Here is a 17,122-nt window from a genome sequence, read left to right on the forward strand (position 1 = left end):
ACGGTTTCCTTTCTGGGAGGGGTTCAGCCGGCAGTGCGGGACTGCCCCACGGCAGCCGGGTAGGCGACGGGTACTGCCTGCGGATGGCTTGTCCGGTAGATGTCTGCGCCGCCGGCGGTCGCGAACGGCTTGTAGCGCTGCATAGGCGGTGCGGACGGATCGTCCAGCCACACAGCGTGATCGGCGAAGATCCGGAGCCCGGTCGGGGTATCGGGCACATAGGCGGCCCGCACCTCCGGAGTCGCGGCTACCCGGCGCAGCAGGCACGTCGGGGTCGCGGCAACGTCGGTGCGCTCCGATCCCGACGCCCACACCTCGGACGCCTGCGCAGGGTCGTTCACCGGCAGCCCGCACAGGTCGTCGAAACCGGTGAGTGTCATCGGGTTGGCCACGCTGGCACGGCGCTGCGCATACTCGTCGCCGAGCAGCTGCCGCAGATAGCCATCGTTGAGGAATGCTGCGACGTCGAAATCCTTTGTCACCGAACCGCGCCCAACCAGATACTCCTTGACGAAGGTGAACGCGGTGAGGAACTGCTCCTTGAGAGTCATGTCAAAGCTGACCAACCCGTTGGGACCGTTGTAGAGGTAGATGACCTCGGGTTCGATGCCGGTCAGCTCTCCCACCCGCTGCGCCGCGGCAAGCGGATGAGCGACGATGTCGTCGGTGGTCGACTTCATCGCCCGCAGGAACGCCGCCATCACCTCGGGATGACCCGCGGCGAACTGCTTGCGCACCACCACGCCGTGGAAGGTCGGCACATTGTTCTCGCCGCCGTCGTACAGCAGCCGGCCCTGGTTGCGGTAGATCACCAGTTGCGGCCACGGCACGAACTGCGCCAGTCCGTCGACCTGTCCCCCGTCGATGGCCGAGGCGCCCACCGACGGATCCTGGTTGACGATGTGCACCGCGCCCTTGTCCATCCCGCTGGCGCGCACAGCCGTGGAGAACATTCCGTCACCGGCCGACCCGAGGCTCGTCGACACCTTCTTGCCGGTCAGGTCGCCAAGCGTCCGGGCGGTTGAATCCGACGGCACCACTACCTGATTCAACGATCCACGCAGGTTGTAACCGGTCGTCGCGATCATCTCGGTGACGGCGTCGTCGTACTTGCGGGTCTTGGATCCGTTGGTCAGCAACGGGTAGTCACCCATCGAACCGATGTCGACGTGAGTGGCCATCATCTGCGCGGTCAGAGGCGCTCCCGAAGCGAAGTCCTGCCACACCACCCGGTACCTGGTGCCGGTGGAGGCTCCCAGCTGCTTGAGAGCGTTCTCGAAGTCACCGCGGTCGCGCAGCAAGGTGCCGGCGTTGACGGTATTGATGGTCTTCGATTGGTAGCCGACGTTGACGACGACGGTCGGCTCAGTGAGCAGACCGCAGCCGGTGAGGAGTTGGGCGCCGCCGACCGTGAATACGGTCAGCAGCGCAGCCGACCGAGCTCGCCACCGGCCCCGAGGGAGATGTTGCACGTCGTCCATACCGACAAGGTTCGACGGCTTCTGTTACCTCGCTGTCATAGGAGGTTGCGCGGCAGTTACGCCATCGGCACACAAAGAACGCCGAGGTTACGCCACCACTACCGTCCTGGCAAGCCGTGTTCGTTTCGGAAAAGCTTGCAGCCGTGGATATCCCGATCGAACCCGACTACCGGTTCACGCTGGCCAACGAGCGCACGTTTCTGGCCTGGCAGCGCACGTCCCTCGGGCTGCTCGCGGCGGCCGTCGCGGTGGTGCAGTTCATGCCCGAACTGACAGTCCCGGGTCTGCGGCACATACTGGGAGTGGCGGTCGGTGTCATGGCGATCCTGACGGCCGTCGCGGGTCTGCGCCGCTGGGCCCAGGTGGATCGAGCGATGCGCCATGACGAGCCGCTGCCCCGAGCTGCCGTGCCCACCTATCTGACCGCAGGCCTGGCCATGATGGGACTGGTGACGGTGGGCTTGGCGATCGTGGCGACCGTCCGATGACGCGCCAGGCGCTGGCGCAGGACCGCGGACTGCAGGCCGAACGGACTGCCCTGGCCTGGACCCGCACGTCGCTGGCGATCGCCGCGTCCGGCGTGCTGGTGCTTGTGCGGGACGGCTATCTCCTCGCCAGTCCCCTGCGCATAGCCGTCGTCCTCGCCGCGACCGTGCTGGCCGCCGCTGTCTACACGCTCGGAGCGCACCGCCGTCGGCAACTGGTGGCGCACCCGCGGCACTGCGCCGCTGCCGGGCGCCGCTATCTGCCGACCGTCGGGGCGGCCGTCATCATCGAAGGTGCTCTTGTGGTGACCTACCTGGCGATGCCGGCGGCCTGACGCTGCGCGAGCAGCAGCTTCTGCCGCACCCGCGGCACGAAGTCTGATGGACCGGACACCATCGACTGAGTCACCCACACCACCGACCAACCGAACGACTCGAGTTCGGCCGTCTGGGCATGCACCCACCGTCGATAGTCCGGACAGTCCCGTTCGTCGTCGCATTCGATGGCGACCTGCCAACGGCGCCATCCCATCGCCACTCGGGTGCACACCAAGCCCCAGGTATCGAAGAACGGTATCTGGGTTTCGAGTCCGGGTATGCCGATATAGCCCAGCACAAGTCGAGTTCGTGTCTCAAGCGGCGTTTCAGCACCGCCGTCGGCCTCCGCCAGTGCCATCCGCAGCTGGTCGACGCCCCGGATACCTCGATTCGCCTCGTACATCAACCACACTTCCTCGGGGTCAAGCCCCGTCCTGTTCAGCAGCGCGTCCAATATCGGAACCGCCTGCGTATGCGGCAACAACCGGCCGAGGTCGAACGCGGTGCGCGCGACCGTGGTGACCCGCATGCCGTCGAACTCGCAGACATCTTCTGGGGCAAGGGCATACGAGTGGACCCGCAGCCCGTCCGGCGCGTGCCGGTTGGCGCGCACGATCTCCGCGGGCGCGTCGGCGTCCAGCCACTTGGTGCCATGGACGGCCGCGGCCGACACTCCGCTGATCACCGCATCCGGACCGGCGAACAACCAAGCCGCCTGGGCGCGTAGCAGTGGGGTCAACGCGACCTCATTGTCCAGGTAGACGTTGCGATAGATGGCTCTGTACTTGGTCTCGAGTTCGTGTGTGGTGAGAAGCCCGGCCCTGATCGCCTCTCTGCCCAGGAACGGGCTGGGCCGTCTGCCGGGAAACGCTCCGGGAAACTGCGTGGTCATGTGGCCAGCATCAGCGCGCTGACCGACAATTCTCGGGCTCTGTCGGGGGGTTATCCACAAGTAAGGGCGCTGTGACGAGCGTGCAGGTTCTACGGATGATCTCGCGTTTCCGGCCGGAAAGGCTGCACGCTCGTCACAGTGTTTTGAAAGGGGTATGGGGAGTGAACCGGTCAAACGTCGAGGAAACGGATGTCTTTGGCATTGCGGGTGATGAAACTGCGGCGCGCCTCCACGTCGTCGCCCATGAGAATCGAGAACAGTTCGTCTGCGGCCGCGGCGTCGTCGAGCGTCACCTGACGTAGCACGCGCACCGACGGGTCCATGGTGGTCTCCCACAGTTCCTTGGCGTCCATCTCGCCCAGACCCTTGTAACGCTGGATACCGTCGTCGACATTGATTCGCTTGCCCGAGGCCTTGCCCGCGTGCAACAGCGCGTCGCGCTCGCGATCGGAGTAGGCGAACTCCGGTTGACTGCGTTGCCATTTGAGCTTGTACAGCGGCGGCTGCGCCAGGTAGACGTGGCCGTGTTCGATCAACGGCTTCATGAAGCGGAACAGCAGCGTCAGCAGCAGGGTGGAGATGTGCTGGCCGTCCACGTCGGCATCGGCCATCAGTACGATCTTGTGGTACCGCAGCTTGGTCATGTCGAACTCGTCATGAATCCCGGTGCCCAGGGCGGTGATGATGGCCTGGACTTCGGTGTTCTTCAAAACCCGGTCGATACGGGACTTTTCGACGTTGATGATCTTGCCTCGTAGCGGCAGGATGGCCTGGAACATCGAGTCGCGGCCACTCTTGGCCGAGCCGCCGGCCGAGTCCCCCTCCACCACATACAGTTCGGATCTGCGCGGATCGGTAGAGCGGCAGTCGGCGAGCTTGCCCGGCAGCCCACCGATCTCGGTCGCACTCTTGCGTCGCACCAGTTCCCGCGCCCGCCGGGCCGCGACCCTCGCCTGCGCTGAGGACGCCACCTTGGTGATGATGACCTTGGCCTCTGCCGGGTTGGCCTCGAACCAGTGCGTCAACTGCTCGTTGCAGATCTTCTGAACGAACGACCGGATCCCGGCATTGCCGAGTTTGGTCTTGGTCTGGCCCTCGAACTGCGGCTCGGCGACCTTCACCGAGATCACCGCCGCCAACCCCTCGCGGATGTCGTCGCCGGTGAGATTCGGGTCCTTGTCCCTGAGCAGCTTCTTGTCCTTGGCGTACTTGTTCACCACGCTCGTCAACGCCGCCCGGAAACCCTCTTCGTGAGTGCCGCCCTCGTGGGTGTTGATGGTGTTGGCGAACGTGTGCACCGACTCGGAATATCCTGCGTTCCACTGCATCGCGATCTCGACCTCGTGGCCGGCCCCGGCACCGTCGAACGCGATGACGCTCGGCTGGATGGGCTCCTTCACGCGGTTGATGTGGGCGACGTAGTCGATCAGCCCGCCCGGGTGGTGAAAGGTCCGGGTGTCATTGTCGCCGGTCCGCCGGTCGGTCAGCGTCAGGACCAGGCCCTTGTTGAGGAACGCCATTTCCTGCAGACGGCGCGCGATGGTCTCGGCGTTGTATTCGGTGGTCTCGAAGACCTCTGGGTCCGACCAGAATCGGACCGTGGTGCCGGTGCGGGCCGAGGGGCCACCGCGATGGAGGGTGCCGGGGACCGACCGGTCGTAGTGCTGGCTCCACGCGTAGCCGTCGCGGTCGATGATCACCTCGAGACGGGTCGAGAGCGCGTTGACGACGGACACCCCCACACCGTGCAGACCACCCGACACCTGGTAGGACTCGCCGTCGAACTTGCCTCCCGCGTGCAGTTGGGTCATCACGACGTCGACGGTGGGAATTCCCGTCTCGTGCATGGCGACCGGGATGCCGCGGCCGTCGTCGCTCACCTCGACACCGCCGTCGGGCAGCAACGCGACGTCGACGCGGGTGGCGAACCCGGCCATGGCCTCGTCGACCCCGTTGTCCACGACCTCCCACACCATGTGGTGCAGGCCGCGCTCACTGGTCGACCCGATGTACATTCCGGGGCGCTTGCGGACGACGTCAAGCCCTTCGAGGATCGTGATCGATTGCGCACCATAGGTGGTGGTCATGGCTGGGCTCCCTCTGAGAGAGAAGCCCTGCCCCCGGACGGGGCAGGGCTTCCGGTGCTACTTGGTGCTGACGGGTTCGCGGGCAGGGACGAAATCGATTGGGGCGCCGGCCGGAATCAGCTGCTCGGTCTCGACGCTGGCGTCGAACTCCTGGATGAAGCGGTAGGCATGCTGCATCACCCACCATCGCACCCAGGTCTGGTTGACGGCCTCACGTTCCTTGGGGTCCTCCAGCAGGTTGGTGATGCGCGCGAAGCCCAGCGGGATCTCCGGGTCGTGGAAGTGCTGCTGCCGTTTGAAGTTGATCTTGAACTGGGACCACTTCACGGCGTGCAGTTCCTCGTTGAGCCAGACCATGCAGCCCTCGCGATTGGATTCCTCTGCCCCACCGAAGAATTCCCGCTGATCGATGCCGTCGATAATCCGGTCTTCGGGGATCTCGCAGCCGGCCCACCGCAGCAGGGTCGGGAACATGTCGGTGACGTGCACCATCTCGTTGCTCTCGCGCACCGCAACCTGTCCGGGATAGCGGATCAGGCACGGTGTACGGATGCCGCCCTCGGCGGAGCTGAAGTAGGACCCGTCGAAGAAGCCTGCCGTGCCGCGTCCGGCCAGGTGGTCCTCGGCACCGTTGTCTCCCGCCATGACGACGATGGTGTTGTCCTCGATGCCCAGTTCGGTCAGGTAATCCAAGATGCTGCCGAAGTCATGATCGAGCATGAGCAGCGAATCACCCCAATTCCCATTGGTGCTCTTGCCCTTGAACTCCTCACGGACCTCCATCGGGAAGTGCATCAGCGAGTGGTTGTGGTACAGGTAGAACGGCTTGTCCGCCTCGACGCTGCGTTTCATGAACGCCTTGGCCCGGCGGTCGTATTCGCCGTCGACCTCACCCTTGAGTTTGACCGTCAGCTGCTGGTCGGTGGTCCGGACACCGTCTTTCTTGGTGCCGTCGTACATGTAGGAGTAGCCGTCGCGCTCGGCCTTGTACCAAGGATCGTCGGGCCACAGGCACTCGTCATAGGTGCGCGCCGGGCCGTACCACTCGTCAAACCCGTGATCGGTCGGCCACCGGCCGTCCTCGGCACCAATATGCCACTTGCCGAAACATGCTGTGGCGTAGCCGGCTTCGGACAGAATGTCACCCATGGTGCGCTCCCAGGCCACGATCCCACCGCCATTTCCGCCGAGGGCGATGGTGTGGTTGCCCGATCGGATCGGGTATCGCCCGGTCATCAACGCGGAGCGGGTGGGCGTGCACTGTGGTTCGACGACGAAATGTGACAGCTTCAGCGACTCGGCGGCGAACGCGTCCATCCGGGCGGTGTCAGCGCCGCGAAGGATGCCACCGCCGTAGCAACCGAGCTCGCCCATTCCTAGGTTGTCGACGTGGAAATACACGATGTTGGGCTTTTTGGGCATGGTTGAGCTACCTCTCTGTCGATAGGGTGAAATCCGGTGAAGGTGAAGCGGAGAAGTGCCGGCTACTTTGGCGGCTGTGACGGCTGGTCAGGCGACCGCGCGGCAATCGTCATCAACGAGCATCGATCCCCGCGATAGCGCACGGTCTCGAAGTCGAACGGGGTTCCATCTTCCAGGTGGGTCAACCGGTGCAGCAGCAACAGTGGTGCGCCGGAACGGATTTGCAGAAGCGCGGCGGTGTTGGCATCTGCCGAGACAGACTCCACGGTCATCTCGGCCCAGCCCAGCCGCATACCGAGTTCGCGTTCTATCAAGGCGAATACATCTTGGCGATCGAGGTTGGCGTCCACAGGTATCGCCCCGATCCGTAACGACGTGGTGTCCAGCGACAGCGGCACCCCGCCGACGGACCGCAGCCGTTCGATGAAGAGAATCGGTGCGTTCTCGGGCAATTGGAGTTTGGCGGCGACGAAGGGCGACGCAACCGACTCGCGCACGGAGAGCACCGTGTTCTCGACGGGCAGTTGGTGCCCTGCCAGAGACTCGGCCAATCCCTCAAGGCGATCGATGCGCTGGCTCAGCTTGGCGCCGGTGACGAAGGTCCCTGCCCCCTGCACGCGGGTGATCAGGCCCTCGCCGCGGAGCAGCTCGAGCGCTTCACGGATCGCGTTGCGGCTGACCCCGAACTCGGTGGCGAGTTCGTTCTCGGGCGGCAGCAGCGGGCGCGCGGCCGCCAATCCGCCGTACACACCGTCGAGGATCTGGCCACGCAGGACATCGCGGGCCCACCGGGCGGCATCGTCCCGCGTCCCTGCGTATTCCCTGTTCGCAGGACGGGGAAAGTCCTTCGGCGGGATGTGCGGGCGGCGGGTCATGACTTCACTGTGCCACCGCTGGCACCCGGTGGCGATACGGCGCGTGTTACGCCACCTGTTACTTCGTAAAGCCCTAGGCCATCGGCTATGAGGCGGCGTTTAGGCGCGGCTTCCGCCACTGCATGCTAGCTCGCGACACAGCGAAATCCGATGTGAGTGGTGGCGCTGTCCTGTGATTGCGAGGACCGGGCGGCGGGGCGGTAGCGATGGCAGTACTCGGGGGCGCACAGGTGTGACCCACCTTTCAGGACCTGCATCACCGATGGGTCACCGGTAGGTGCGGGGCAGCATCCAGATGTCTCGGCGACCGCGCGACGCCGAGGCGTGTAACGGGTGGTGGTCCACTCCCACACGTTGCCGATCATGTCGACCAGACCAAAAGCGTTCGACGGGAACGTGCCAACCGGTGAAGTCCCGGTCCAACCCAGAGCCCCGTCATTGCGGTACGGGAACTGGCCTTGCCACGTGTTGGCCATCAACTGCCCGTTCGGCCGGACATCGTCACCCCAGGCATAGACAGTCGTCACGCCCGCGCCGGCCGCGTACTCCCACTGGTCTTCCGTCGGCAGCCGTCGTCCGGCCCAGGCGGCGTACGCCGCCGCATCCGGGTACGCGACCTGGACCACTGGATGATCGGGCCGGTCGACGATGGCCGACCCGCGCCCCTCCGGATGCTTCCAACACGCGCCTTCCGCCCACGTCCACCACTGCCGCCAATTCCGCAGATCCACCGGTCCGTCGGTCGGTTGGAACACCAGCGCACCCGGGACGAGCTCCTCGGCGGGCACCCCCGGAAATGCCGCAGGATCCAGTTGCTGCTCGGCCACCGTGAGATAGCCGGTGTCAGCGACGAACTCGGCGAACTGGGCATTGGTCACCGGATGCCGCTCGATGGCGAACGGTGCGACCGTCACGTCGTGAACCGGCGATTCCTCGGGATAGAAGTTCTGCGATCCCATGCGGTACGTGCCGCCGTCAAGTGCGACGAGTTCGGTGAGCATGCGGACAGACTAGGTAGGTCAGGAAGCTGGCGCAGTCCGATGCTCCCACGGCCCCGCACCACTGCCCGCGCGCGTCCTGGTAATGCCCGGCTCCGGATAGCCGACCTCTCGCACCGCTCGCGACACAGCTTCGCCGACCACGTCCGCCTGCTCCCCCGGCACTAGCGCGATGACGCAGCCACCGAACCCTCCGCCGGTCATCCGCGCTCCCAGTGCACCGGCTTGCACAGCGGTCGCCGCGATCAGATCGAGGTGCGGTGTGGTGATCCCGAAGTCGTCGCGCATCGAGGCGTGCGACGCGTTCCACAGCGCGCCGACCGCCGCGAAGTCCGACGATGCCAGCGCGGCAACACAATCGAGCACCCGCTGGTTCTCGGTCAGCACATGACGGGCACGGCGGGCATCGACTTCGGCAAGCCTGTGCAGCGCAGACGGATCGGCCTCGCGGAGCGAGGCCACGCCGAGTGCGACGGCGGCCCGCTCACACGATGTTCGCCGGGCCGAGTACTCGCCACCGGCGTGCGCGTGCCGGGCCCGCGAGTCGATCACCAGCAGTGCCACGCCGGATGCGTCGGGATCGAAGCGCACCGGTCGCACGGTGACGTCGCGGAAATCGATCAGCAGAGCCTGCCCCGGTTCACCGAACAGTGACGCCAACTGGTCGAGCAGTCCCGTTGGCGCACCGACGTACTCGTTCTCGGCCTGCTGGGCAATGTGCGCCTGCTCGACGCGATCGAGATCGACACCCACGGCAGCGAGCAGCGCGCCCAGCACCGCGCATTCCAGCGCTGCCGACGACGACAACCCCGATCCGATCTCCACCTCACTCGTGATCGCCATCGTCCCGCCCGGCACCGCAATCCCGGCATTCAGCAGCGCCCATACCACCCCGGCGACGTAGGCCGCCCAGCCGGTGACCTGCCCGGGTACGGTATCCAGACCGATCCGCGCCCGCCCGTCGCCCGACGAACTCGATACCGACAGCACGCCCGACGGGTCCGGATCGAAACTCACAAAGGTCCGCTGCGGCAGGGCAATCGGCAGCGCGAAGCCCTGGTTGTAGTCGGTGTGCTCGCCGATCAGATTGACCCGGCCTGGGGCGGAGTACTCGATTCGCACTAGCGCGGATCCACCCGCGTGGCCCGGCGGAAGCGGTCCAGGTACGCGGGCCAATCCCAGGTGGACAGGAACTCCGTCGCCGCCACGTAGCCCTTCTCGTACAACGCCTCAGCCTCATTGCGGGTGATGTCGAAGTCCAGCACCCCGACATCGGTCGAATCCACCTGTACCGCACGTACCTCCACCCACGGCAGGCTCAGATGGGCCTGGTCGTGGCCGACCAGCATGGTGGTGAGCAGGCTTTCCAGGAAGGTCGGCTCGCCGCAGCGCAACATCCCCAACCCGGGGATGAGCTGCTCGGCCGACGGCGCCGGCAGATACGGCACCACCGTCACCCCGAACGTCGGCCAGCGCGGCGCGTCACCGTCGGGTCGGTCGAACGAGTCGATCGGGAAGTTCGACAGCACCCCGCCGTCCACCAGCGTGCACGGCTCGCCGGCAGCGGTGTTGAGCGTGACCGGATGGAACAGAAACGGGATCGACATCGAGGCCCGCACGGCGTCGGCGACCAGCTGCTCGTCAGGATCCAGTCCGTACACGCGCCGGTAGTCCCAGGGCAGACGCACCAGCTGCCCCGTCGTCACGTCGGTCACGGTGACCACGAACCGGTAGCGCCGTTCCGGAAGCAGATGATCATCGTCGATCGCCAGATCACCGAAAGTCTTGACGCCCAGGTTCTTCAGCTCGCTGCGTATCCAGTCGTATGCGAAATCCCCGCGATAGATCCCGGTCTCCCGCAGCAGCCCCCACGCGGTTCCCAACACCGGGATGCGCTCGATCGGGCCGCTGTCGCGGAACTTGCGGTAGGGCACGTTCAGCGCCAGCTCGCGCAGCTGGGCACTGGTCAGCTCGCCACGTTGCTCGGCCGCGGCCACCACGGCGCCGACCAGTGAGCCGGCCGAGGTCCCGGAGATCCGTTCGATCGAATAACCGGCGTCCTTGAGTGCGACGACGGCGCCCACCAGGCCGATGCCCTTGACGCCACCGCCGGAAAGTACGAGGTCGGCACGGTGCGGGGAACGTTTCGCAGCCATGCTCCCAGCTTGGCACGCGAGTCTGACGCTCGGCTGGACATCGGGGTGCTGGTTGACCTGGTCTGCGTTCGCGCCGGCCTCGTCAACGGCACGGCTCAGCGTGTCGCCCCACGAGTAGCCTCGAATCATCATGCGGATAGCCATCAGTGGTGCCGGGGTCGCCGGGGCGGCGCTCGCGCACTGGTTGCATCGCACCGGCCACAACCCGACGCTGATCGAACGGGCGCCGGCGTTTCGCACCGGCGGCTACATGATCGACTTCTGGGGCATCGGCTACCGGGTCACCCGAAAGATGGGCATCGAATCCGCCATCCGCGACGCGGGCTATGACGTGGAGTCGGTGCGCTCGCTCGGACCCGACGGCGCGACCCGTGCCGAACTCCGCGTCGATGTATTCCGCCGTATGGTCGGCAACGACTACACCAGCCTGCCCCGCGGCGACCTGGCCGCCGCCATCTACCGCACGGTCGAGGGCTCCGTTCCGACGGTGTTCGACGACAGCATCACCGGCATCGACCAGCGCCCCGACGGGGTGCGGGTGGCCTTCGACAAGAACCCGGCCGACGATTTCGACCTCGTCATCGGCGCCGACGGGCTGCACTCCAACGTGCGCCGCCTGGTGTTCGGACCCGAGGACCGGTTCGAGCACTACCTGGGCTGCAAGGTGGCCGCCTGTGTGGTCGACGGCTACGGCGGCGGGACTTCGGATACCTATCTCACGTACAGCGTTCCGGGGCGCCAGATCGGGCAGTTCACCCTGCGCGGGGACCGCACCATGTTCCTGTTCGTGTTCCGCGACCAGCACGACGACCGCGGTATGACACCAAAAGAGCAGTTACACAACCAGTTCGACGATGCCGGATGGGAATCGCGACAGATTCTGGCCGCGGTGGACAAGGTTGACGATCTCTACTTCGACGTGGTCAGCCAGATCAAGATGGACCGTTGGTCCGACGACCGGGTGTTGCTGATCGGCGATGCCGCGGGCTGCATCTCGCTGCTCGGCGGCGAGGGCACTGGGCTGGCGATCACCGAGGCGTACGCCCTGGCCGGGGAACTCGCCCGTGCCGGAGACGATCACCGCCGCGCCTTCGCGAGCTACGAGTCGCTGTTGCGGCCGTTCATCGAGGGCAAGCAGGCCGGAGCCGAACGGATGCTCGGTTTCTTCGCCACCAGGACCCGGTTCGGGTTGTGGTTCCGCGATGTCGCGCTGCGCGCGATGAACCTGGGACGCCCGATAGCGGGGCTGTTCGCCGGCAGTGTGCGCGACGACCTCGATTTGCCCGACTACCCAATCATGTGAGCAGTAGGGTTGCTACCACTAGTTTCACCGGGGGGAGGGTCGGTGCCGTGCGTAGCCAGTCACACAACAACAGGAAGGGCCCGTCGTGGTGGGCCCGGCGCGGCGGAGCAGCTCTGGCCGCGGCGGTCCTCATCGCGAGTGGCGGTGCGGCGAGCGCGCACGCAGACCCCCTCGCCGACTCCTGCCCCATCCAGGTGTCGGCCAGCCAGGCCGTCGAGGCCAAGATCGACAGCCACAACGCCATACCGCACCATTTCATCGTGCCGCGACAGCAGGCCGAAGCCAATGCATATGACGAAGAGGCAGCCCGACTCAATGCCGAGAAGGACGCGGCGAACGCGAATCTCGCCTCTTGCGCCGCAGCCACCTCACGCCTCGCCGCCGGCGGAAAGACCCGCGTACCTCTTGCGACGACTGTGCAGAAGATGAAGCAGGCGCAGGATCGGCTGGGCCAGCAGAAGCCGCCCGTGCTGCCGAATATCCGCGGCAACGCGAAGACCGCGGTCTGGGAGCCGGGCCGGGAGCTATACGACGTGTTGCGCAACACCTCGCCAGATCAGGAGGGGCTGGGCGACATCCCGTTGCAGGGTGAGGGCTGGCCAGAGGCAGGGTCACCGGATCCCGCCTACCCGTCCGGCAGCGGCGTGATGATCGGCACCAACGGCAACGGCACCCCGAAGGTCGAGCCCGACCACATCGTGCCGCTGGCCCGGCTGTTCTACATTCCGGGATTCATCAAGCTCCCTCCGCAGTACATGTATCAAGTGGCGCATTCGCCGCTGAACATGCAGTGGCTGTCACGGAAGGCCAACCGGTCCAAGCAGGCCGGCGAGGCCGCTGTGGTGACCGGAGCAGATCCAGATTGGATCGACAAGCAGCAAGAGCTGGAACTCGAGACAGTCACCGAGCTGACCGAAATCACCAAGCAGATCCTCGATAGTCTGGGTATCCCGATATGAGCGTCAGCGACGACGAGATCGACGAACAGTTCCGCCGCGGCTCGGCCGTGTCCCGACTAGGACCCGATCAGCGGGAGATGGTCCCTGCGTCGTGGCTACCGGTGTTCGACGCAGCCGATCCGAGCGTGCGTGCGGTGGCGGCGCTGTCGCTGTGGACCGACGGCGCGCGCACATTGGTCCCGCGATTTTGGGGGGTGCTGCAAGAGTTCCTGGTCGACGCATGGGTGGGCCAGCGCGATGACCGACCAGTGCTCGTCTATGTCGTCGAGTTTGTCTTCCGTTTCGCCGACGTGGGGTATGAGCAGACCCAGCGCACCGTGGCCGTATGGGTCGGCGAGCCGCCGACGGCGAAGGCGGTCGCGCGGTATCCGGAGCTGTGGTCGGCGGCGCCGGCCGCGCTGGTCGATTTCTATCGCACAGTCCATGGCTCGTTCACCGTGCCCGACGGGCAGTCCTTTGGCTTGATGGCCGTGGGCGCGATGCCAACCCTGGCGGAGGCGGTGTCCGACGGCGACCCCGACGACGTCCCAGAGTGGGATGAGGGGCCGGCGGCTGACCGGTTGCTGATGGTCACTCGGACTTACAGCGGCCTGCGCTTGTGTCTGTCCCCAGATGTGCCGCCCGGCATGGGCGTCCAGGTATACCGCTACGACGATCCTGACCCGCCAGGTGAGTTCGCAGAGCAACTCGACGCTCTCCTACTCGTCCGATTCGAGGTGGAATGATGTCCCAGCCTCCGCAGCCGCCGATCTTCGGCGGCCCGCCTGGTCCGTATGGTCCTCCCGGGCAGTTCGGCGGGCCTGGACCGTTCGGGGGCCCTGGTCAGTTCGGGGGCCCTGGTCCGTTCGGCGGCCCCGGTCCGTACGGTCCCCCAGGTCAGTTCGGCACCCCCGGACCATACGGTCCTCCCGGGGCACCGCAGCTGGCCTACTACCCGATGGGCGCTCCCCCCGCGAAGAAGTCGCGCAAGTGGTTGCTGATCGGCGTTCCTGTTGTGGCCGTGGTCCTCATCGCAGCCGGGCTCACCGCGTTTTTCGTGTTCCACAAGTCCGACAAGGAACTGATCACCAACGCCACCTACTCGTTTGCCGACGCGATCAACCGCGACGACATGTCCGCTGCGGCCGCGCTGATGTGCGCCGACCGGGCACACAGTCTGCAGGACACCGACGATGCCGACTCGCATTCGGCGCCAGACGAGCAGCCGCAGGAACGCGGTTTCACCGTGACCGATGTGACGGTCAACGGTGATAGTGCCGCCGCGACGCTCACGTTCGACAAAACCGGCACAACCCGCCAACTGGACTTCCAAAAAGAGGGCGGGGCTTGGAAAGTCTGCGGCGAATAGTGGACTAAACCTCCCCCGCCAGCGACGTGTGAGCAGCGCCGGCGGACGTCACCTCCCTCAGCGCCCGCACACAGATCCGCGCCCCACGGTTCGGGACCAGCGTGACGTGTTTGACGCGCTGCCCTTCGTCGGCCGCGGTGGTCGTGAAAAGGTCCACCCGGCGCAGGATTTCGCGTAGCACCACCCGTAGCTCGACCGTCGCGAACGTCGCGCCCAGGCAACGACGGTTGCCGCCGCCGAACGGGAACCACGTGGTGGGCCCCAGTGTCGCGCCGAGCATCCGGTCCGGGTCGAATTTGTCGGCGTCGGGATACACGTCGTCGCGTTCGTGCACCAGGCCGATACCCGGGGCCACCATCACCCCGGCCGGCAGGCGGTGACCGGCCACCTCCACCGGCTGTTTCAGCACGCGCCCAACGTCGAACACCACCGGCCGGATCCGCAGGATTTCCTTGGCCACGGCATCGAGGTATTCGTCGTCGCCGGTACGCGCGGCCTGCACCGCCTTGTCCAACACCGCAGGATGACGGGTCAGCCGTTCCAGCGCCCACGACAACGCCGTCGCCGTCGTCTCATGCCCGGCTACCAGCAACGTCATCAGCTGATCGCGCAGCTCGCGGTCAGTCATGGTGTGCCCACGCTCATCGGTGGAACGCACCAGCATGGCCAGCACATCGGTGCGGGACGCCAGCTCAGGATCGGCGCGCCGCTCGGCGATCTCCGCACCCAACAGCCGGTTGGCCTCTTCGATATTTCGCCGCAGCGCCCGCCACGGGCGTCGCTGCATCAGGGCCGGCCGGGCGACCGCCATCAACTCCCACGGACCCACCGTGAGCAGCCGCGGCATCACCTCACGCAACGCCGCCAGCCGAGCGGGATCCGACGCCCCGATCACCGTTCGCAGGATCACCTCCAGGGTGATCTCGGCCATCTTCGGTGCCGCCGGGAAGGCGGTTCCCACCGGCCAACCTGCGATGTTTTCCGCGGCGATCTCGGCCATGACCTCGGTCTGGCGGGCTACGGCGTCGCGGTGAAACGGCGGCAGCATCTGCCGACGGCGTTCGTGGTGTTCGTCCTCGTCGATCACCAGCACCGAGCTGTCGCCGAGCAACGCGCTGAGCACCGAATTCGCTTCCCCGGCATGGAAAATCGTGGGGTCTCCGGCGAACACCACCTTGATGTCGGCCGGGTCGGCCAGATAGACCATCGTGCCCATCGCCGCGACCCGCAACGTGAACACGTCGCCGTAGCGGCGTCGGCAGGCCGAGACGAAACGCGGCCAGTAGTGCATCATCAACGCGGCCTGTACCACCCGGGGCAACGGTGGCCCCGGCGGTAGTGACGCGGAACCGCCCATAACCCCACCATACGAGCCTGGGGCCGCATGCCAAAGGCCCGGACGCCGGCTTGCGTCCGGGCCTTGCCTCCCCCTGGCCTACTTGGCGTGGTTGCGCTGGTGGTGATGGTGGGTCGAGGAGCCCGGCTGGGGCATGTTGTGCTGGTGCGGGAAGGCCTGATGCGCGCTGACCGACGGCCCGGCGTTCAGGGTGGCGGAATCGGCATGAGCAGTGGCGGCGCCCAGGGCGATCAGCGCGGGAGCGGCGGCCAGGGTGAATCCTGCGGCGATGCGGCGGGTAATAGTGCTCATGTCGACTCCTTTGTCGGATAAGGCTTTTGGTGTTTCTCCCGGGGTGTTCCGGCGTTGAAATAAGAATGCGCCGCTGCCGCGCGCGGCTGTATCGACCGACCGGCCCATCCACCGGACGAATCCCATGTCCCCCGATCGGGGGAACGAGCGGACGTGGCTGCGGGTTGGGCTGCCGGCTGCGCCGTTTTCCACACCCGGGTCGTGACACCTCGGCCGTCACGACCCGGGCGTAGAAACGGGCGCGCGGGTCCGACAGAGCAGCTCACCGGTTTCCACCCACGGGTCGTTGACCGGGTAGGCGAGCAGCCGTGGGGTGGAAAACGGTGGCAGAGGAACTGGACCGGCCGGCCCTCGCAGTCGAACGACGCAGTTCACCCACTGGTCACCAATTACCGTCTGGCGCACCCCGCGATCACGTTTAGGATCAGCAAACAGATCCAAGGGGGACCCGATGAGCGCTCATCGCAACGCGGCGGCCGGCCTGGTGCTGTGCGCTGCACTGCTCAGCGCCTGCACCCCCACGGCCCCCGATTCCGACGGCACTCACGTCGACGTGCTCGGCAGCATGATGGCCAGTGAATCCGAGATCAACACCGTGATGAACGCCGAGGTCCGGCCCAAGACCGCGCTGCGTTCCCCGATGACGAACGCCAACTACGAGCCCGTCTCCCGCCCGGAGTGCATGGTCGTCGTCGGCAACGCGATGGAGTGGATCTACGGCCCCAGCGGTTACCGCGAGTTCCGCGAAACCCAACTGGCCGACGACGCCGACGACGTGGAGGTCGACCAGGCCATCGCCAAGTTCGACACCCCCAAGGACGCCAAGGCCGTGGTGGCCCGGACCGTCGACATCTGGCGCCGCTGCGGCAACGACATCCTGACCTTCAGCTATGACGGCGGCAAATCACACGACGCCCGCCGGATGGCCGTCCCGAGCGTGCTCGACGGTGTCGACATCACGCACGACGAACCCGTGGACATCACCGACCGCATCACCCACCGGGCGATCCTGGCCGTCGACAACCTCGTCGTCGACCTGCGGATCAGCGGTAACGACATCACCGACCAGCAGACCGTGCAGCTGGCCAAGATCATCGCCGGCCGCAACGCACTCTGACCCCGCCCGGCCTACCCTGGTCACAGGAGTACG

17 protein-coding genes are annotated in these 17,122 nt (G+C 66.2%); 7 read left to right on the forward strand and 10 right to left on the reverse strand.

Features of this window, described 5'->3' with window-relative positions:
* Positions 1 to 23: 23 nt before the first annotated feature.
* Positions 24 to 1,481 (reverse strand): ABC transporter substrate-binding protein, encoded by a 1,458-nt coding sequence (locus AB0876_RS19495; RefSeq protein WP_526042688.1) that lies wholly within the window; start codon positions 1,479 to 1,481, stop codon positions 24 to 26.
* Positions 1,482 to 1,624: 143 nt separating this feature from the next.
* Here AB0876_RS19495 and AB0876_RS19500 point away from each other — a divergent pair, with 143 nt between their 5' ends.
* Together AB0876_RS19500 and AB0876_RS19505 are read left to right on the forward strand one after the other, a co-directional pair.
* Positions 1,625 to 1,969 (forward strand): YidH family protein, encoded by a 345-nt coding sequence (locus AB0876_RS19500; protein ID WP_491841745.1) that lies wholly within the window; start codon positions 1,625 to 1,627, stop codon positions 1,967 to 1,969.
* Entirely contained in the window at positions 1,966 to 2,301 is a 336-nt protein-coding gene (locus AB0876_RS19505) for a DUF202 domain-containing protein (RefSeq protein ID WP_526042689.1), read from the forward strand. The genes AB0876_RS19500 and AB0876_RS19505 overlap by 4 nt, the downstream gene beginning before the upstream one ends.
* Here AB0876_RS19505 and AB0876_RS19510 read toward each other — a convergent pair.
* The 7 genes from AB0876_RS19510 to AB0876_RS19540 form a co-directional block, all read right to left on the reverse strand.
* On the reverse strand, positions 2,277 to 3,176 hold the full coding sequence (locus tag AB0876_RS19510; RefSeq protein ID WP_526042690.1) for a hypothetical protein: 900 nt from the start codon (positions 3,174 to 3,176) through the stop codon (positions 2,277 to 2,279). The two genes, AB0876_RS19505 and AB0876_RS19510, sit on opposite strands and share 25 nt — an antisense overlap.
* A gap of 170 nt (positions 3,177 to 3,346) precedes the next feature.
* Positions 3,347 to 5,263, reverse strand: coding sequence for a DNA topoisomerase (ATP-hydrolyzing) subunit B (gyrB, locus tag AB0876_RS19515; RefSeq protein WP_526042691.1), 1,917 nt, complete (start codon positions 5,261 to 5,263; stop codon positions 3,347 to 3,349).
* Between the two features lie 57 nt (positions 5,264 to 5,320).
* Positions 5,321 to 6,685 carry an arylsulfatase gene (locus AB0876_RS19520; RefSeq protein ID WP_526042692.1) on the reverse strand — a complete coding sequence of 455 codons (1,365 nt, stop codon included), beginning with the start codon at positions 6,683 to 6,685 and terminating at the stop codon, positions 5,321 to 5,323.
* A gap of 62 nt (positions 6,686 to 6,747) precedes the next feature.
* Complete coding sequence (locus AB0876_RS19525) at positions 6,748 to 7,560, reverse strand: GntR family transcriptional regulator (RefSeq protein WP_526042693.1); 813 nt, start codon at positions 7,558 to 7,560, stop codon at positions 6,748 to 6,750.
* A gap of 125 nt (positions 7,561 to 7,685) precedes the next feature.
* A complete protein-coding gene (locus tag AB0876_RS19530) occupies positions 7,686 to 8,561 on the reverse strand; it encodes a formylglycine-generating enzyme family protein (RefSeq protein ID WP_526042694.1) in 876 nt (291 codons plus the stop codon).
* An 18-nt stretch (positions 8,562 to 8,579) separates the two neighbouring features.
* Entirely contained in the window at positions 8,580 to 9,680 is a 1,101-nt protein-coding gene (locus AB0876_RS19535; RefSeq protein WP_526042695.1) for a galactokinase, read from the reverse strand.
* Complete coding sequence (locus tag AB0876_RS19540) at positions 9,680 to 10,714, reverse strand: patatin-like phospholipase family protein (RefSeq protein ID WP_526042696.1); 1,035 nt, start codon at positions 10,712 to 10,714, stop codon at positions 9,680 to 9,682. The genes AB0876_RS19535 and AB0876_RS19540 overlap by 1 nt, the downstream gene beginning before the upstream one ends.
* Before the next feature lie 130 nt (positions 10,715 to 10,844).
* On the opposite strand from AB0876_RS19540, the gene AB0876_RS19545 reads away from it, so the two are divergent.
* Genes AB0876_RS19545 through AB0876_RS19560 form a run of 4 tightly spaced genes read left to right on the forward strand, consistent with a single transcriptional unit; the run spans position 10,845 to position 14,324 of the window.
* The gene (locus AB0876_RS19545; RefSeq protein ID WP_526042697.1) at positions 10,845 to 12,017 is read left to right on the forward strand and encodes an FAD-binding domain; all 1,173 of its coding nucleotides are present in this window, start codon (positions 10,845 to 10,847) and stop codon (positions 12,015 to 12,017) included.
* A gap of 47 nt (positions 12,018 to 12,064) precedes the next feature.
* On the forward strand, positions 12,065 to 12,976 hold the full coding sequence (locus AB0876_RS19550) for a hypothetical protein (protein ID WP_526042698.1): 912 nt from the start codon (positions 12,065 to 12,067) through the stop codon (positions 12,974 to 12,976).
* Positions 12,973 to 13,701 (forward strand): hypothetical protein, encoded by a 729-nt coding sequence (locus tag AB0876_RS19555; protein WP_526042699.1) that lies wholly within the window; start codon positions 12,973 to 12,975, stop codon positions 13,699 to 13,701. Before AB0876_RS19550 ends, AB0876_RS19555 begins: the two co-directional genes overlap by 4 nt.
* Positions 13,701 to 14,324 carry an Rv0361 family membrane protein gene (locus tag AB0876_RS19560; protein ID WP_526042700.1) on the forward strand — a complete coding sequence of 208 codons (624 nt, stop codon included), beginning with the start codon at positions 13,701 to 13,703 and terminating at the stop codon, positions 14,322 to 14,324. Before AB0876_RS19555 ends, AB0876_RS19560 begins: the two co-directional genes overlap by 1 nt.
* A gap of 4 nt (positions 14,325 to 14,328) precedes the next feature.
* Here AB0876_RS19560 and AB0876_RS19565 read toward each other — a convergent pair whose 3' ends face one another.
* Both AB0876_RS19565 and AB0876_RS19570 read right to left on the reverse strand, forming a co-directional pair.
* Complete coding sequence (locus AB0876_RS19565) at positions 14,329 to 15,681, reverse strand: cytochrome P450 (protein WP_526042701.1); 1,353 nt, start codon at positions 15,679 to 15,681, stop codon at positions 14,329 to 14,331.
* A 78-nt stretch (positions 15,682 to 15,759) separates the two neighbouring features.
* Positions 15,760 to 15,972: a hypothetical protein gene (locus tag AB0876_RS19570; RefSeq protein ID WP_526042702.1), complete on the reverse strand. Its 213-nt coding sequence runs from the start codon at positions 15,970 to 15,972 to the stop codon at positions 15,760 to 15,762.
* Positions 15,973 to 16,423: 451 nt separating this feature from the next.
* On the opposite strand from AB0876_RS19570, the gene AB0876_RS19575 reads away from it, so the two are divergent.
* A complete protein-coding gene (locus AB0876_RS19575; protein ID WP_526042703.1) occupies positions 16,424 to 17,089 on the forward strand; it encodes a sensor domain-containing protein in 666 nt (221 codons plus the stop codon).
* Positions 17,090 to 17,122: the final 33 nt, after the last annotated feature.

The sequence above is a fragment of the Mycobacterium sp. NPDC049093 genome (assembly GCF_040704635.1).
Classification (GTDB): Bacteria; Actinomycetota; Actinomycetes; order Mycobacteriales; family Mycobacteriaceae; genus Mycobacterium.

What these genes read in the sequence shown, in the direction of transcription:
- AB0876_RS19520 (WP_526042692.1), bottom strand. Translation starts at nt 6,685, where the DNA reads ATGCCCAAAAAGCCCAACATCGTGTATTTCCACGTCGACAACCTAGGA.
- AB0876_RS19555 (WP_526042699.1), top strand. Translation starts at nt 12,973, where the DNA reads ATGAGCGTCAGCGACGACGAGATCGACGAACAGTTCCGCCGCGGCTCG.
- AB0876_RS19510 (WP_526042690.1), bottom strand. Translation starts at nt 3,176, where the DNA reads ATGACCACGCAGTTTCCCGGAGCGTTTCCCGGCAGACGGCCCAGCCCG.
- AB0876_RS19560 (WP_526042700.1), top strand. Translation starts at nt 13,701, where the DNA reads ATGTCCCAGCCTCCGCAGCCGCCGATCTTCGGCGGCCCGCCTGGTCCG.
- AB0876_RS19565 (WP_526042701.1), bottom strand. Translation starts at nt 15,681, where the DNA reads ATGGGCGGTTCCGCGTCACTACCGCCGGGGCCACCGTTGCCCCGGGTG.
- AB0876_RS19525 (WP_526042693.1), bottom strand. Translation starts at nt 7,560, where the DNA reads ATGACCCGCCGCCCGCACATCCCGCCGAAGGACTTTCCCCGTCCTGCG.
- AB0876_RS19495 (WP_526042688.1), bottom strand. Translation starts at nt 1,481, where the DNA reads ATGGACGACGTGCAACATCTCCCTCGGGGCCGGTGGCGAGCTCGGTCG.
- AB0876_RS19530 (WP_526042694.1), bottom strand. Translation starts at nt 8,561, where the DNA reads ATGCTCACCGAACTCGTCGCACTTGACGGCGGCACGTACCGCATGGGA.
- AB0876_RS19505 (WP_526042689.1), top strand. Translation starts at nt 1,966, where the DNA reads ATGACGCGCCAGGCGCTGGCGCAGGACCGCGGACTGCAGGCCGAACGG.
- AB0876_RS19570 (WP_526042702.1), bottom strand. Translation starts at nt 15,972, where the DNA reads ATGAGCACTATTACCCGCCGCATCGCCGCAGGATTCACCCTGGCCGCC.
- AB0876_RS19575 (WP_526042703.1), top strand. Translation starts at nt 16,424, where the DNA reads ATGAGCGCTCATCGCAACGCGGCGGCCGGCCTGGTGCTGTGCGCTGCA.
- AB0876_RS19540 (WP_526042696.1), bottom strand. Translation starts at nt 10,714, where the DNA reads ATGGCTGCGAAACGTTCCCCGCACCGTGCCGACCTCGTACTTTCCGGC.
- gyrB (WP_526042691.1), bottom strand. Translation starts at nt 5,263, where the DNA reads ATGACCACCACCTATGGTGCGCAATCGATCACGATCCTCGAAGGGCTT.
- AB0876_RS19545 (WP_526042697.1), top strand. Translation starts at nt 10,845, where the DNA reads ATGCGGATAGCCATCAGTGGTGCCGGGGTCGCCGGGGCGGCGCTCGCG.